Source organism: Micromonospora sp. NPDC049107 (genome assembly GCF_040648595.1).
GTDB lineage: Bacteria > Actinomycetota > Actinomycetes > Mycobacteriales > Micromonosporaceae > Micromonospora.
Genome location: NZ_JBEZEC010000003.1, coordinates 339,053 through 355,259 on the forward strand (window position 1 = coordinate 339,053; position 16,207 = coordinate 355,259).

Here is a 16,207-nt window from a genome sequence, read left to right on the forward strand (position 1 = left end):
AGAGGGGGACACCGCGCTGCGGTGTCCCCCTCTCGTTCGGGTTCTACTCCGGTGGCGTCACCAGGGACCGCAGCGCCACCGGATCGGTTCGGGGGACCTGCACCAGGCGGACGGTGCCGTCGCCCAGGTGAAGCAGCGCCCGACCCAGGCGTCCCCCGCCGAGCTGGCCCCGGCTCAGCTTGGCGCCGATCAGTTCGCCGTCACCGAGGCCCTGTGGGCTGAGCAGCGCGCCCTGCCGGTTGCGCCGGGCGTCGACGTGCCAGCCGCCGAAGCCGCCGGACAGGCCGTCGATGGTGCCCGCCATGACCAACCCGAGCCCCCGTTCCGCGCCGGTTCGGGCGATCTCCCCGAGGTCGCTGCCCGCGTCGCACTTGAGCAGCAGCTCGGCGTCGTCGAGCACGACCACGGCCGGTCCGCTCCTGCGCTCCAGCGCGGCCGTCAAGATGGCGGAGGTGAGGTTCTCGTTCGCGACGAGGTCGAGCACACCGGGGAGGTCGGCCAGCTCGCGTAGCGGCGATCTGCGGGGCGCCGCCACGACCACCTCGGTCCCCCTGCGCAGCAGGGTGGCGACCATCGTCAGCAGCGCGGTGCTCCGTCCCGAACGAGGTGGACCCGCCAGGACCAGGGTCGGGACGACCGTCAGGTCCGGCCCGATCGCGGTGAGCTCGTCGCCGCCCACACCCAGCATCGTCCACAGCGGCCCGTCGGGTCGGTGGAGCGTCTCGGTGTCCGCGAGGGTCAGCTCGTCGGGCAACACGTCGATCCGGAACGGGCGGTCCCCGGGCGCGAGGTCCGCGTCCCGCCGCCGGGCCGTCTCGGCGATGTCGGTGAGTACGCGCGCCTGCCCCTGACCCGAGGTGTCCTCGCCGAGCAGCGCGATCTGCGCCTCGGCGCCGTCGGACGCCCGGATCGCGCGACCCGCCTCGATCTCGTCCGGCAGTTGCCGATGGTTGATGCCGACCATGCTGTAGTCGCCGCGTTCGGTCAACCGCAACACCAGCTTGTCGTCGGTGGTGGACGAGATCCGGCTGGAGAACATCGCCCGGTCACCCGCGAGCACCACGTGGATGCCCGCCCCGGCGCCCTCGCGCAGCAGGGTCAGCAGAGCGGCCATGATCGTGCCGTTGTCGTAGTCGGCGAAGGTCTTGTCGAAGACCTCGAACCGGTCCAGGAGCACCAGGATGTGTGGCGGTCGCTCACCCGGGGCGGCACCCGTCCGGTACTCCACCATGCTCGCCGAGCCCCGGGTGGCGAGCAGCTGCTGCCGCCGGCCCAGTTCGGCGACGAGACGGGCGAACAACCGGCCGAGCCGCTCCGCCTCGGTGCGCTGCACCACCGCCCCGCAGTGCGGCAGGCCGTTGAGGGCCAGCAACGCCCCGTTGCCGCAGTCGACGCCGTAGAGGTGGACGTCCGCCGTGGACTGGACGCGGGCGACCGCCCCGGCGATCGTCCGGAGCGTCTGCGATCGGCCGCTGCGCGAGGAGCCGATGACGTGCAGGTGCCCGAGCGTGGAGAGGTCCAGTGCCAGCGGCACCTGGTCCTGCTGGGCCGGAAGGTCCACCAGCCCGTAGGCGACCGCCGGGAGGTGGTAGTCGGTGGCGCGGGCCGGGGGCAACGCGTCGACGGTCAGCGAGGTGGGCAGCGCCGCCAACCAGGGGCTGTGCTGGGCCGGGATGCCGAGCCGTTCGCTCGCGTCCCGGATCGCCGTCACGAGCACCGCGAGGTCGGTCAGCTCGGCCGACGGCGCCGCCTCGCCGGAGCGGCGACGTGGCGCGGGGCGACCGAGGTCGGGAAAGGACAGTGGCGCCAACCAGGGGGCCGGGCGGTCGGTGCTGCGCGCGCCGGGGCGGAACCCGCCGACCCGGCCCGCCTGGAACGGCACCAGCGACGACTGGGCGAGACGGACGAAGGCGCGACCGGGCGTCGACTTCGAGATGGCGGCCGCGTCCGGGGCGTTCAGCACGTCCTGGCTCTCGCTGCTGTCGGTGACCCGCAGGGCGATGCGCAGGTTGGTGTTGGCCCGGATCTCGGGGGAGACCACGCCGCCCGGTCGCTGGGTCGCCAGCACCAGGTGGATGCCGAGCGATCGGCCGCGCTGGGCGATGTTGACCAGACCGGTCACGAAGTCGGGCAGGTCACGCACCATCGACGCGAACTCGTCGATCACGATGAGCAGGCGCGGCATCGGGACGCGGGACGGCTCGCGGCGCAGCAGCTCCACGTAGTCGTCGATGTCCTTCGCCCCGGCCTCGGCGAGGATGTGTTCGCGTCGGCGCAGCTCCGCCGAGAGCGACGTCAGCGCCCGGCCCACCAGGTGGGTGTCCAGGTCGGTCACCATGCCGACGGTGTGCGGCAGGAGGACGCAGTCCTTGAACGCGCTGCCGCCCTTGTAGTCGACGAGCACGAACGTCATCGCGTCCGGACGGTTGGCCACGGCGAGCGAGGCGACGAGGGTCTGCAGCAGCTCCGACTTGCCGGAGCCGGTGGTGCCGGCCACCAGGCCGTGCGGTCCGTCCCGTTTCAGGTCGAGCGCGAACGGCCCGTCGAGCGACACCCCGAGCACCGCCTCGGTGGTCCGACCACCCGAGGTCCACCGGGCCGTCACCGCATCCGGCTCCGGCGGCTCCATTCCGAGTACGTCGAGCAGCCGACTCGACCCGGGCAGGGCGCTCTCCTCGTCCGCGCCACCGATGTCCCGCAGCGGCGCCAGCGCCCGCGCCGTCCGGTACAGCCACTCCGGCGACACGACGTCCGGGTGGACGTCGCCGATCGGGGCGGCGAGGGTCTGCGTCACCAGCAGCGACCCGTCCTCCTGCTGGGCGACGACCGCCTGGCACTCCTCGGGCAGCAGCCGCTCCTCGGCGTCGAGGCAGATGGCGTACACCCCGACCGCCGGTCCTTCGCGCAGGATCTGGGTGACGCCGGGCAGGGACCGGAGTTTGCGGGCGCCGTCGAGCACCACGAGGATGTCCCGGAACGCTCCGCTGCCCCGCTCGCCGGAGCGGGACGAGATGATGGCCACCAGCTCGCCGACCCGGCGGGCCAACGTCTGGGTGTCGGTGCCGACCGTGGCGAGGGTGTCCTGACCGTCGCGGGGCCGCAGGTGCGGCAGCCACCCCGCCCAGGCCCAGCCGCTCTCGTCGGCGGTGCCGCAGAGCAGGTAGATCTGCAGGTCCTCCGGGCTGTGCAGGGCACTGGCCTGGGCCATCATCCACCGGGCCGTCGTACGCGCGACGGCGTCGCCGGCCACCCCCACGACACCGTGCTTGCGTACCGGCACGGTCGCCGGTACGTCGAGGGCGCTCCACCGGACCTCACGCCGGTTCTCGTCCTGGCTCAGGTCGCGGAGCACCACGTCCGACGGCAGGTCCGCGCTGCCGACCCGCAGCTCCAGGAAGTCAGGATCGGTGCGGCGTCGCTCCCACAGCCGACGCTGCGGGCCGGTGGCGATCAGCCCCATCGACGCGGGATCGGGAAAGTCGTCCCGGCGGACCGACCGTTCGGCGGCCAGCGCCTCCTCGGCCTCGCCGCTGATGCGGGCCCGCTTCTTCTCGTACTCGGTGAGCCGGGAGCGGTAGGTGGCCCGGCCCTGACGCCGCGCGCCGATCTGGCCGGCGATCAGCACCAGCGGCGACAGGATGGCGAAGAGCAACGTGAGCGGGTTGCGGGTGACGACGAACGCGGCACCGGAGAGCACGACCGGCGCCAGCACGGTGATCAGCGTGAGCGGCCGTCGCTCCGGAGGCGCCGGCGGCCCGGGAAGCGTGAACTGGGTGGTCCGCGCCGCGGGCAGTAGGCGGGGCGGACGGTTGTAGTCGAGGCCCGTACGGTCCTCCGAGATCTGGAGCGCCGCCTCGTCCCGCAGGGGGCGGCGAAGCTCCAGCAGGGAGGAGCCCGCGGCGAGTTGCGCTCCGGGCTTCCAGATCCGCTCCTGCTCGTCGACCTCCACCCGGTCGAGCAACAGGCCGGGCTCCATCGGACGGAGCCAGCACTCCCCGTCCTCGGTCACCCGCAGCCGGGCGAGCACGGGAGCGAGCGGGTCGTCGTGTACGCGGACGTGGTTGTCGTCGGCGGCGCCGACGGCGTGCTCGCCGATGGCGAGCGGGTACAGGTTGCCGGCGCCGAGACCGCTGACCACCCGGATCTCCAGCGGACCGGCCGCCGGTGGCGGTGACACGGACGTCGGACGATCCAGCTCGACGACGCTGCCCTGCCACAGCGGGGCGTCGGCGAGCGTCAGCCCGGGGTCGAGGGGAGCGCCGGCGACGAAGATCGTCGGTGCTCGGGTGCCGGGTTCCGGACGGCGCCCCGCCAGCACCTCGGCGAGCTCCGCGACGGTGGAGTCGAGGGCGGCCTCGACCTGGTAGTCGGTTGCGGGGGTGGACTGATCCGTGACGGTGAGCAGCAGGCGCACGGGTATCTCCTGGTCGGGCGATCCGTCGGGAACACGGTTGGGGCCGCGTGGTGATCGCTCACCACGCGGCCCCGACCGTTTGTCGCGTCAGCGGCTGAGGCTGGCGGCGGTCTGCGTGTCGGTCTCCGAGAAGGCGTCGCTGACCTGCGTGAGGTACTGGCTGATGCCCTCCATGCCGTGCAGGGTCTGGTCGACGCTGCCCTTGTACTCCTCGAAGTACGGACCGAACTGCTGCTGCGCGCCCGGGGTGTTGTAGCCACCCTGGATCAGCGTGTCGATCTTGCTCTTGGCCTGGGTCATCCCGTCCAGCAGAGTCTGCATGTTCTGCTGCAGCCAGCTCGCGGACTCCTGGATGTCCTCGCTGACGATGTGGTACGTGGCCATGTCGCCCTCCCGTATTCCTGTGGTTCTGCGGGTCGGCGAGCGGTCCCCTCGTGGACCGTCTTGCGCCGATGCCGCCACCCACACGGATGCTCGCGCCATCCGGTTCAGGGCAAGTTCGAATCCGTCCGGGCTGTCCGTCGCGGTACGGCGATGAACCGATTCGGTACGGCGTCCGTGTGGGTGCCGGACCTGTGCACGAGCCCGGTCCACACCGAATACGAGGTGGAGCGAACATGGTGCAGAGAGCGCGGATCGCGATCGCGGTGATCGGCCTGGCGGCGCTGACCGCGTGCGGGGAGGCCACGGGGGCGGGCGGCACCGCGAGCGCGCCGACCCAGGGGGCGTCCGTGGCCGCGTCGGTCACCGCGACCGCGGACCCGGGCCCGCAGGTCATCGAGGTCAGCCCGGTGCCGCCGCCGACCGTGGCGAAGACGCAGCGCCGCGTCCAGATCTTCAGCGGGCGGTCCGACGTCCCCGTCTCCGGTAGCCCGGACCGCGGTCAGGGCAGCAACGTGGTGGCGTTGCGGGCCATGGAGCAGCCTGACATCGGCACGTACGTCGCGGACGGCCAGGGCAGGACGCTCTACCGGTTCGACAAGGACTCGGCGAAGCCACCGAAGGCGACCTGCGCGGGTGACTGCGCCAGGACCTGGCCCCCGTTGCTCATCTCGTCACCCGGCCGGATCTATCCCGACGGCGTCGACCCCCAACTCGTCGGGTACGTCGAGCGCGCCGACGGCACCTGCCAGGTGACCGTCGGCGGCTGGCCGGTCTACCTGTTCGCCAAGGACACCGCGCCCGGCGAGATCCGGGGCCAGGGAGTCGGCGGCACCTGGTTCGCGGTCGCCCCGACCGGCGCGAAGACGAAGCCGCTACCGGAGGTCGTCACCGTGCCCACCCCCACCGCCCGCTGAGATCGTGGAGTCGACGATGAGCCCGGACGGCGCGTCCGACAGCCCGGCGGTCACCGGCGCGGGGGCAGCCCTGCGGGCACCCCGCTGGAAGCCGGCTCCTGGGCCGCAGTGGGGGCCGGCGGCGACCGTGCCGACGGCGAGACGCTGGCGGCCCGCTCCGAAACTCGTGGTGGCCGTCGCGGTTCCGGTCGTCCTCCTGGTCGTCGCGGGGACGGTCGTGGCCGTGACCCGGCCCGACCTCCCGCGACAGAAGGTCCTCGACACGGCCGCCCTGCAACGCCAGGTGCTGACCGTGCTCCGGGCCGACTACGGGCTGAACGCGGACACCGTCGCCTGCCCGGTCGACCAGCCGGTCATCGAGGGCCACCGGTTCACCTGCACCGCCGAGGTGGACGGGGCTACCGTCACGACCTGGGTGACGGTCCGGTCCACGGGCCAGTTGGAGGTCGCGCGCCCGAAGTAGCCGGCCAGGGCGGGCGGGTTCGCTGCCGGGCCGGCCGGGTCGGTAAGAGTTCGTCACGAGGCTGGTAACTGGCCGACCGTAGCGTCGGGGCCGGGCCGATCGCCGGTTGCCGGACGTGCCGGTGGCGGGCCCGCTCGTAGACCAGCTCGTTAAGGACCAGGCACCAGCGATGACAACGGCTCCCCACACCTGTGCGGCGTCCGCCCGGACTCCCGCGCTTGACGAGTTGATGGCCGAGAACTTCGGGCCGCTGCTCACCTTCGTCGAGAGGCTCGTGGTGGACCACCACCTCGCCGAGGACATCGTGCAGGAGACGTTCATCCACGCCTGGCAGAAGGGCGCCCGCCTCCGCCCCATCGAGGTCCCGATCGGCGACTGGTTGATGACGGTGGCGCGTGACCTGGCCGTCGCGTCGCTGCGGGAGGTCGCCGTCGGGCGGGAGAGGATCGAGCCGGAGGTCGACGCTGCCCAACCGGACCACGCGGACGCCGCCGTCGCCGCGGCCGAGGCGGTCTCGATGCTGCGCCGGCTGTCCGTCGAGCACCGCGCGGTGCTGCTGCACACCTACCTGGCGGGACGGACCACCCACCAGACGGCCCGTGCGCTGGGCGTCCCGGTCCGGACCGTCCGTTCCCGGCATCAGGACGCGCTCCACACCCTGCGGACGAGCCGCCCGGCGGCCTGACCGGGCCGGTTCGCCCGCCAGCTCAGGCGGGGGAGCGCAACCGCGAACCGGAGGCGTCAACGATCCGTTTCGCGCCGTGCACGGTGACCCCGGTCAGCCGGATGCCCCCCAACGTCTCGGGGATGTGCGGATCGGTGGCGAGGACGCCGTCGCGGACGTCGAGCCCGAGCATCGTCCGCAGGAAGAGCAGGGGCGCCCCGCTGGCCCACGCCTGGGGGTTGCAGGCGGTGGGGTAGGGCACGGGTCGTCGGCCCAGTGACCGGTCGTACCCGGAGAACGCCTCGGGCAGGCGGTAGTCGAAGTGGGCCGCCGCTTCGAGCAACGCCATCGCGATGCGGTTGGCCTCGTGCCGGTGGCCGTACCGGGCGAGCCCGGCGGCGATGATCGAATTGTCGTGCGGCCACACGGTCCCGAGGTGGTAGCCGATCGGGTTGTACCCCACGTCCGTGGTCGACAGCGTCCGTACGCCCCAGCCGGAGAACATCTCGTCGGACATCAGCTGCCGCGCCACCAGGGCCGCCCGCTCGGGCGGAACGATCCCACTCCACAGCAGGTGGCCCATGTTCGAGGTCATCGAGTCGATGGGGCGTTTCTCCGCGTCCAGGCCGATCGCGTAGTAGCCACCGCGCTGTGGCAGCCAGTAGTCACGGTTGAACCGCTCCCGCAGATCGGCGGCCTCGGTCCGCAGCCGTCGCGCCAACGGGGCGTCGGCCCACGGCCCGTCGGCGAGTTCCGCGGCGCGTACCTTCGCGTCGTAGGTGTAGCCCTGGATCTCGCAGGTGGCGACCGGCAGGTCGGGGAGCCTGCTGTCGGCGAACTGCACGCCGTCCGGCGAGTCGCGCCAACACTGGTTGCGCATGCCGTTCGGAGAGCGCGTGCCGTACTCGACGTACCCGTCACCGTCGCGGTCCCCGAACTCGTCGATCCACCGCAGCGCCGCGTCGGCGTTGGGCCGCAACTGCCGCACCAACGCGTCGTCGCCGGTCCACCGCCAGTACTCGGAGAGCAGGATCAGCCAGAGCTGGGTGGTGTCGGCAGCGCCGAAGCAGGGGCCGTAGGGCTCGATGCCGAGCTGCGTCAGCTCACCGGAGCGGAACTCGTGCAGGATCTTGCCGGGGTCCTGGTCGCTGAAGTCGTCGACGACGGTGCCCTGGTGCGCGGCGAGAGCGACCAGCGCCCCGCGCGCGACGTCCGGACCGCAGGTGATGCTCTGGTACGCCGTGATCAGCGTGTCCCGGCCGAACAGAGTCAGGAACCAGGGCATGCCGGCGGCCAGCAGCACGACCTTCTGGCCGTTGATCTCCTTGACGATGCGCATCGACACCAGGTCGACGGCCGTCTTGTGGTAGACGTTGCGCAACAGCTCCGAATCCGCGCTGAGATCCGGTTTGTTGGTCGTCCACCGCGATGCCACGTCGTCGGGGTCGGTGGCGTGTGCCTCGCCGAAGACACGGCTGGTCGGCTGGAAGTCCGTACCCTGACAGTTCAGCAGCACGCGCACCTCGCACCCCCAGGTGTCGCCGCGCTCCAGGCGCACTTCCCAGGCCAGCGAGTCGCCCTCGACCCGGTCGGCCGGGGGACTGGCCTCGACGGTGGTGCCGGCCGACCAGCCCGAGTTCCGGTAGGAGAAGAGCAGGGCGGAGCCGTCCCGCCGGTGGTTCCGTCGGATATCGGCGAGCCGGCTCCGCCCCGCTCGCTTGATTTCGAAGAGGTCGGCGAAGTCCACGCCGACATCCAGCCGCAGGCGTACGGAGACCGGTTCGACGCCGAAGTACTGCAACTCGATCCGCTCGTACATGCCGTCCCCGACGAACCGCTCCCGGCGCAGCCCGATGCCGTTCGCCCGCAGGTTCGGTAGCTCCGGGTTGGCGAGGAAGAAGGCCGCGGAGTAGGCGTCGACGGTGCTGGCGCTGAGCACCAGCGGGGCGTGTCCGTCGAGCGTCATCTCCCAACGGCTGAGGTAACGGGTGTCGTCGTGCACCAGTCCCGCAATGGAATCGGCGGGCACGTCGCCGACAGCATTGGACAACATGAAGGTTCGGCCCTCGAATATGCCAACGGAATCGGAGCCGAGTTCCGGAGGCATGTCACGGTTGGCTCCGCCGTGAGGGCGTTCCTGCTGTTTCGTCGGCCGAGAATTCATGGCACCCGCACCTCCCCGTTGGCAGGGGCGGCCCCGCCGTACACGCTCGCAGTCTAGGAGCCGAAAGGGCAGTCTCGCGGCCGTATCGCCTGGAATCCACGGAGTCGGCGAAAAAGCGACGAACGGCGTCGGAGAGGCCCTGCCTCGTGTATTCCGCGCAGTGACATTTCTATTGTCGGGTGCCGTGCTCCACCGTTTCGTCCGGATCGCGTCTCGGTGACGGGTCGTCCTCGGCCGCGCACCCGTAGACTGGCAAGCTCGGTGGTGGCGGCGGGTACGGCGAAACAGGAGATTGAATTGTCGATTTCGACCGATGCCCGCCACGGAGAAGACGGACCCCGGCCGACCGACGGCAGCCTGCGTTTCGAGATCCTGGGTCCCCTGCGACTGTGGCGTGACGGTGTCGAGGTGGACGTCGGCCCCCGACAGCAGGGCCGCCTGCTGGCCCTGCTCCTCGCCCGCGCGGGGCGACCGGTCAGCGCGACCGACCTCATCGAACTGGTCTGGGGTGAGGACGCTCCGGCCAGCGCCACGAACGTCATCCACAAGTACGTCGGCGCGCTGCGGCGGCTGATGGAACCCTCGCTCCCGCTGCGCGCTTCCGGCACGTACCTGCGGCGGCACGGTAGTGGCTACCTCTTCGCGCCCGCGCCCGGCTCGCTGGACCTGTTCCGCTTCCGTGAGCTCGTCGGGGCCGCCCGCGCCAAGCTCACGGCCGGCGACCGTCACGCGGCGCTGGATCGGTACGCCCAGGCCCTGGGGCTGTGGCGCGGGCCCGCCGGTGACACGTACGCCCACGGCACCACCTCGATGTCGATCTTCGCGGCGCTCGATCAGGAATTCCTCGACGGGTGCGTGCCGGCGGCCGAACTCGCCATGTCACTGGACCGGCCGACGCGGTTGCTCCGGCCCCTCCGGCTGGCCGCCTCGATGGCGCCGTTCCACGAGCCGGTGCAGGCGAGTCTCATCGCCACGCTCGGGGCGAGCGGCCACCAGGCCGAGGCGCTGGGGCTCTTCCGGACCGTCCGCACCCGTCTCGTCGAGGAGCTGGGCATCGATCCGGGCGAGGCGCTCCAGGCCGCGCACCGGCGCGTCCTGGCGGGGACGGCGACCTCGGTGCCGAACGGCCAGACCGGCCCAGAGACGCGGCGGCGCGACCGCTCGTGGCCGGTGCCGCTGGTGCGTCCGGCGCAGCTCCCACCCGATCTCCCCGCCTTCGTCGGACGTACCGCCGAACTCGCGACTCTCGCCGGAATGTGCGAGTACACGGCCGACGCGCGCGGGACGGGTCCGCTGGTTGTCGCACTCGACGGAATGGGCGGCGTGGGCAAGTCCACGCTGGCCGCGCACTTCGCCCACCTGGTCGCCGGGGAGTTCACCGACGGCCAGCTCTACCTCGACCTGCGCGCGGAGCAGCCCGAGACCGACAGCCTCTCGGCCAGCGATGCGCTCGGATCCCTGCTGTCGTCGCAGGGTTTCCACATGTCCAGCGTCCCGGAGACGCTCGCCGCACGGGTCGGCATCTACCGGAGCCTCACCGCCGGCCGGAAGTTGCTCGTGTTCCTCGACAACGCGCTCGACGCCGCCCAGGTGCGCCCCTTGCTGCCCAACTCCCCGGAGTGTCTGGTTCTGGTGACCAGCCGCAGTCCGCTCGTCGATCTCGCCGTCCGCGACGGAGCCCACCTGCTGCATCTCGATCCTCCGGACATGCCGACCGCCCGAAGGCTGGTCCAGCGCCGGCTGAAGGACGCGCCGAACCGCTCCCCGGCGGGCAGCGCTGAGGTGTCCGACACCCTCGACGAGATCATCGAGATGTGTGGGCGCCTGCCCCTCGCGTTGGCGATCCTGGCCGGCCGGTTGAGCGCGCGTCCGCGACTCGCTCTGGAGGACGTCGCCGCGGAACTCCGGGACGGCGCGCGGCGACTCACCGCCTTCTCCGGCAACCACGGCGGATGCGATCCGCGTGCCGCCTTCGCCTGGTCGTACCGTCAGCTCAGCCCGGACGCGGCACGGCTCTTCCGGCTGTCCTCCGCGGCCATGGCGGCCGGCGTTTCGGCCGAGGCCTTCGCCAGCATGTCCCAGACCCCGCTGGAGCAGACGCGGGCCATGGTGCGCGAACTCGCCGAGGCGGCCCTGCTCGACGAGGACGACCGGGGCCGGTTCACCTCGCACGTCCTCGTCCGGGCGTACGCGCAGGAGCTGATCCTGGCGGCGGAGTCGGTCCGCGACCGGGAGGCGGCGATCGACCGACTTCTGCACCACTACCTGCACAGCAGCCACCAGGCCGCGCTGCGGCTGGTACCGACGAGCCCGGCGGCTGCCCCCACTCCGGCCCCGGCCGGCGTCATCGCCGAGCGACCCGGTTCGTACGAGGCCGCGATGCGGTGGTTCGACGATCACCGGGAGGTCCTGTTCGAGGCGGTTCGCCGTGCGGCGGAGGGCGACTTCGGTGTCCCACCCTGGCGGCTGGCTCTCACCATCTGGCCGTGGTTGCGGCTCACCGGGCGGTTCCACGACTGGCAGGACGTGATGCGGGTGGCTCTGCGGGCTGCCAACGGCAGCGGGGATGACCTGGGTGCGGCCCACGCTATGTGGAGTCTGGCCGATTCCTGCTTCCACTTCGCCAGCTACGACGAGGCACTCGACCTGCTCACCCGCGCCCGAGAGATCTTCACCGAGCGCGGCATGATCGCGGAGTTGGGCGGCGTCCACAGTGCCCTGCACCGGATCCACAGTCAGCTCGGCCGGCACGAGCGGGCACTCGCGGAGAACGAGCGAGCACTGTCCCTCTACCGGGCCGCCGGCTTCGAGCAGGGCGAGATCTGGGCGTGCGTGGCCCGGGGCCGGACATTGGTCCGACTCGGTGCTCCCGGCGAGGCCATGGGGTGCCTCGACGAGGCGCTGGCCCAGAGCGAGAAGGTCGGACCAGGGACGGACGAACCGGCGATCCGCATTCTGATCGCCGAGTGCCTGGCGTTGCTGGGGCACCAGAGCCACGCTCGGGACCAGCTCGAGCAGGGCCTCCGAGCGGCCGTCGAGGCGCACAGTCGGATCGACGTCTTCGAGGCGTCCGCCCAGCTCTGCGGGACCCTGCTGGATCTCGACGATGTGCCCGGCGCCTGTCAGGCCTGGCGGGGGGCCTGCGACGCCATGCACGCCATGCAGAACGGCGGGACCCGTCGCATGCGGGACACGGTCTGCGACCTGGGGGACAGGCTCCTCGAGGTCACCCCCTTCGCCTCGCGATCCGAGGACACGCAGCGGTGACGCGTGTTCCCGGGGATGGGCGTGCCGCTCTGCGGTCGACCGCCTGACCAGGGCTTTAATGGGTCGGACCGACCATGTCGGTCGATTGCGCGGCACTCGGTCGGTTGAGCGTGTTATCGATAACATGCTATGTTCCGGCGCGGGGAGTGAAGGGCACGCTCCCAGTCACTGCAGTCAGTCGGCGCAGGCATGCCGAGGGCCCGCCCTCCCGCCGCCGCACCGATCGGTGACCAGTCCGGGCCGCTCCGCCACTGCCAGGCGACCGCGCGGTCGTCGGACGCCCCCCCGGTCCGGCCGCATTCCCCGCATTCCATGCCCCGTCGCGGACAACCCGGCAGCGACGGTACGGCCCGTACACCACCCGTGTACGCCGCACCGGCCGCACGAGCACGTCGGCCCGCAACGGAAGGACGTCCTGTCACGGCACCTCGTCGGTCGGCCCTCGTCCCGCCCGCGCGGGCGAGCACCCCACCCGGCACGAACCGGCTCGAGGTGCATGTCGTACGCACGATCAACGGCAAGGAGTCGAGCAATGGTCAGACGGAGACAACTACTGACGTTCGTCGCGGCCGCGGCGGTTCTCGTCGTGGCTACCGGCGGCGCGTTGACCGCCGGGTTCCGCGGCGAGGCGGCGGCTGCCACGAACGGCACCCTGGCGGCGACCGCGGGCTGCGGTAAGGCGCCCACCCTCACCAACGGGACACGCACGATCACCAGCAGCGGCCAGAGCCGCACCTACATCCTCCAGATCCCGAGCGGTTACGACCGGAACCGCCAGTACCGCCTGGTCTTCGGTTTCCACTGGCTGAACGGATCGGCCAACAACGTCGCCTCGGCCGGCTACTACGGCCTCGCGCCGCTGTCGAACAACAGCACGATCTTCGTCGCGCCGCAGGGCATCAACGCCGGGTGGGCCAACACCAACGGGCGGGACCTGACCCTCTTCGACGACATCTCCAGGCAGGTCGAGAACGACCTCTGCGTCGACACGACGCAGCGTTTCGCCCTGGGCTGGAGCTACGGCGGGGCCATGAGTTACGCGGTGGCCTGTGCCCGACCCAACGTCATCCGCGCGGTCGCGGTGCTCTCCGGCGCGAACCTCAGCGGCTGTAGCGGCGGCACCCAGCCGGTTCCGTACTTCGGCATCCACGGCATCCACGACAGCGTGCTCAACATCTCGCAGGGTCGGGCTTTGCGCGACACGTTCGTGCGGAACAACGGCTGCACGGCACAGAGCCCACGCGAGCCCAGCCAGGGCAGCCTGACCCACATCACCACCACCTACTCCGGCTGCCGCTCGGGGTACCCGGTGCAGTGGGCCGCGTTCGACGGCGACCACACCCCGAGCCCGGTCGACGGGTCGGGCAGCCCCAACGACTCGCGGACCTGGACCTCGGGTGAGATCTGGCGGTTCTTCAGCCAGTTCCAGTCGACGACTCCGCCCACCACGCCGCCGCCGACCACGCCCCCGCCCACGACGCCGCCGCCGACCACCCCGCCGCCGACGACGCCGCCGCCGACCACCCCGCCGCCGACCGGTGAGCCGGGCACCTGCGCCGCCACCTATCGGGCGATCAACAGCTGGCCGGGCGGGTTCCAGGGCGAGTTCACCGTCACCAACGGGACGTCCGGCACGATCAACGGCTGGACGGTGCGCCTGACCCTGGCCAATGGCCAGGCCATCAGCAGCCTCTGGAGCGGTGTCAACACCGGGACCACCGGCAACGTCACCGTGCGCAACGCCGACTACAACGGCACGCTCGCGCCGAACGCCTCGACGACCTTCGGATTCACCGCCACCGGAGACGGCGCCACCCCGCCCGGCAACGTCACCTGCACCAGCCCCTGAGCACGGATGCCCGGGCCGGGAGTCACCGACTCCGGGCCTGGGCACCGGGGCGGGCGCGGCCGGCAGTCCGTCGATGAATCCTCGCGAGCACGGCTGCGGCAGCGGGGAAGACGCGGCGCTTTATGCGCGAATGTCGATGTTAGCGTCAGTCATTCTGGGTTGCCGAGTACGTCGGCCCGGGTTGTCGGGCGGTGGGTGGCCGGGCAGCAGGCGTGCGACCGGCGTCAATGGTCGGACCCGACGGGTCGGCCCTGCTTTACGCGGATGTTACGTCTTGACGAACAGCATGTTATCGCTCACAGTCGATGGTCAAGGACGACGTCGGGTGCGATGTACCGCCGGCCGACTTCGTCGACCGTCAATCCGACACTGTCCGCAGCACGCAGGGATCGTGTTAACGCGAACATTCCCGCCGTGTGCGCCCGGTCGCGTGTCGTGGTGCGCCTAGCTTCGGGGAGCCGTTCGGCTCCCTGTGATTGAGGAGGAACATGTCCGCCATTGATACGACCCCGGCGATAGCGCCGCCCTCGCGGCGGCGAGGGCGGTTGGTACGAGCGGCAGCCGCCAGCGTGGCGGCGGTGGTGGTCGCTGGCGCCGCCGCGATGGCGGTGTCGTCGCCCGCGGCTGCGGCGACCGTCGACACGAGCGCGTGGTACGTCCTGGTGAACCGCAACAGTGGCAAGGCGTTGGACGTCTACAACCTGGCCACGAACGACGGTGCGCGGATCACGCAGTGGACGCGTAACAACGGCAACCAGCAGCAGTGGCAGTTCGTGGACTCGGGTAGTGGTTACTACCGGGTCAAGTCGCGGTTGTCCGGCAAGGTGCTGGATGTTTCCGGCCGGTCGACGGCCAACGGCGGGGCGATCGTGCAGTGGTCGGACAACAACGGGACCAACCAGCAGTTCCGGCTGGCCGACTCGGACAGTGGGTACGTGCGGTTGATCAACCGCAACAGCAACAAGGTCATGGAGGTGCAGGGCGCCTCGACGGCCGACGGTGGCAACATCGTGCAGTACGACGACTGGAACGGCACCAACCAGCAGTGGCAGTTCGTCCGCGTCGACGGCGGGGGCAACCCCACCACGCCGCCGCCCACCACGCCGCCCCCGGGTGGCACCTGTGACCTGCCGTCGTCGTACCGGTGGTCGTCGACCGGGGCGTTGGCGCAGCCGAAGTCGGGCTGGGTGTCACTCAAGGACTTCACCGTCGCCCCCTACAACGGCCGGCAACTCGTCTACGCCACCACCCACGACTTCGGTTCGTCGTGGGGGTCGATGAACTTCGGTCTGTTCACCAACTGGTCGGAGATGGGCTCGGCCAGCCAGAACACCATGAACAGCGGCACCGTCGCGCCGACCCTGTTCTACTTCGCGCCCAAGAACATCTGGGTCCTGGCCTACCAGTGGGGCGGTGCCGCGTTCTCCTACCGCACCTCCACCGACCCCACCAACGCCAACGGCTGGTCCGCCGCCCAGACCCTGTTCAGCGGCAGCATCACCGGCTCCGGCACCGGCCCGATCGACCAGACCCTGATCGCCGACGACCAGAACATGTACCTCTTCTTCGCCGGCGACAACGGCAAGATCTACCGCGCCAGCATGCCGATCGGGAACTTCCCCAGCAGCTTCGGCTCCAGCTACACGACCATCATGAGCGACTCCACCAACAACCTCTTCGAAGCGCCCCAGGTCTACAAGCTCCAAGGCCAGAACAAGTACCTCATGATCGTCGAGGCCATCGGCGGCCAGGGCCGCTACTTCCGCTCCTTCACCGCCACCAGCCTCAACGGCAGCTGGACCCCCCAGGCCGCCACCGAGAGCAACCCCTTCGCCGGCAAGGCCAACAGCGGCGCCACCTGGACCAACGACATCAGCCACGGCGAGTTGATCCGCACCAGCGCCGACCAGACCTTCACCGTCAACCCCTGCAACCTCCAACTGCTCTACCAGGGCCGATCGCCCTCCTCCAACGGCGTCGACTACGGCCTACTGCCGTACCGACCGGGCGTGCTCACCCTGCAACGCTGACCTGACGCACGACCGAGGGGCGGGCCCGGCACCACGCCGAGCCCGCCCCGCGTCACGT

At 71.1% G+C, this 16,207-nt stretch carries 9 protein-coding genes; 6 read left to right on the top strand and 3 right to left on the bottom strand.

Going from position 1 to position 16,207, the window contains the following annotated elements:
* Nucleotides 1-43: 43 nt before the first annotated feature.
* Nucleotides 44-4,414, bottom strand: coding sequence for an FtsK/SpoIIIE domain-containing protein (locus tag AB0B55_RS09890; RefSeq protein WP_357171475.1), 4,371 nt, complete (start codon nt 4,412-4,414; stop codon nt 44-46).
* 87 nt (nt 4,415-4,501) lie between these two features.
* A complete protein-coding gene (locus AB0B55_RS09895) occupies nt 4,502-4,798 on the bottom strand; it encodes a WXG100 family type VII secretion target (protein ID WP_007457407.1) in 297 nt (98 codons plus the stop codon).
* 233 nt (nt 4,799-5,031) lie between these two features.
* On the opposite strand from AB0B55_RS09895, the gene AB0B55_RS09900 reads away from it, so the two are divergent.
* From AB0B55_RS09900 to AB0B55_RS09910, 3 genes are all read left to right on the top strand, one after another.
* On the top strand, nt 5,032-5,712 hold the full coding sequence (locus AB0B55_RS09900; protein ID WP_357171476.1) for a hypothetical protein: 681 nt from the start codon (nt 5,032-5,034) through the stop codon (nt 5,710-5,712).
* Nucleotides 5,713-5,728: 16 nt separating this feature from the next.
* Nucleotides 5,729-6,175, top strand: a complete 447-nt coding sequence (locus tag AB0B55_RS09905; RefSeq protein ID WP_357171477.1) for a DUF4333 domain-containing protein — start codon at nt 5,729-5,731, stop codon at nt 6,173-6,175.
* Nucleotides 6,176-6,344: 169 nt separating this feature from the next.
* Nucleotides 6,345-6,860 carry a sigma-70 family RNA polymerase sigma factor gene (locus AB0B55_RS09910; protein ID WP_357120577.1) on the top strand — a complete coding sequence of 172 codons (516 nt, stop codon included), beginning with the start codon at nt 6,345-6,347 and terminating at the stop codon, nt 6,858-6,860.
* A gap of 22 nt (nt 6,861-6,882) precedes the next feature.
* Here the strand turns inward: AB0B55_RS09910 and AB0B55_RS09915 are convergent, their stop codons facing one another.
* On the bottom strand, nt 6,883-9,003 hold the full coding sequence (locus AB0B55_RS09915) for a glycogen debranching N-terminal domain-containing protein (protein WP_357171478.1): 2,121 nt from the start codon (nt 9,001-9,003) through the stop codon (nt 6,883-6,885).
* Nucleotides 9,004-9,300: 297 nt separating this feature from the next.
* On the opposite strand from AB0B55_RS09915, the gene AB0B55_RS09920 reads away from it, so the two are divergent.
* The 3 genes from AB0B55_RS09920 (at nt 9,301) to AB0B55_RS09930 (ending at nt 16,149) form a co-directional block, all read left to right on the top strand.
* The gene (locus tag AB0B55_RS09920) at nt 9,301-12,270 is read left to right on the top strand and encodes a BTAD domain-containing putative transcriptional regulator (protein WP_357171479.1); all 2,970 of its coding nucleotides are present in this window, start codon (nt 9,301-9,303) and stop codon (nt 12,268-12,270) included.
* 532 nt (nt 12,271-12,802) lie between these two features.
* Complete coding sequence (locus AB0B55_RS09925; protein ID WP_357120568.1) at nt 12,803-14,119, top strand: cellulose binding domain-containing protein; 1,317 nt, start codon at nt 12,803-12,805, stop codon at nt 14,117-14,119.
* 488 nt (nt 14,120-14,607) lie between these two features.
* Nucleotides 14,608-16,149 (top strand): non-reducing end alpha-L-arabinofuranosidase family hydrolase, encoded by a 1,542-nt coding sequence (locus AB0B55_RS09930; protein WP_357171480.1) that lies wholly within the window; start codon nt 14,608-14,610, stop codon nt 16,147-16,149.
* The last annotated feature ends 58 nt before the right edge of the window (nt 16,150-16,207 follow it).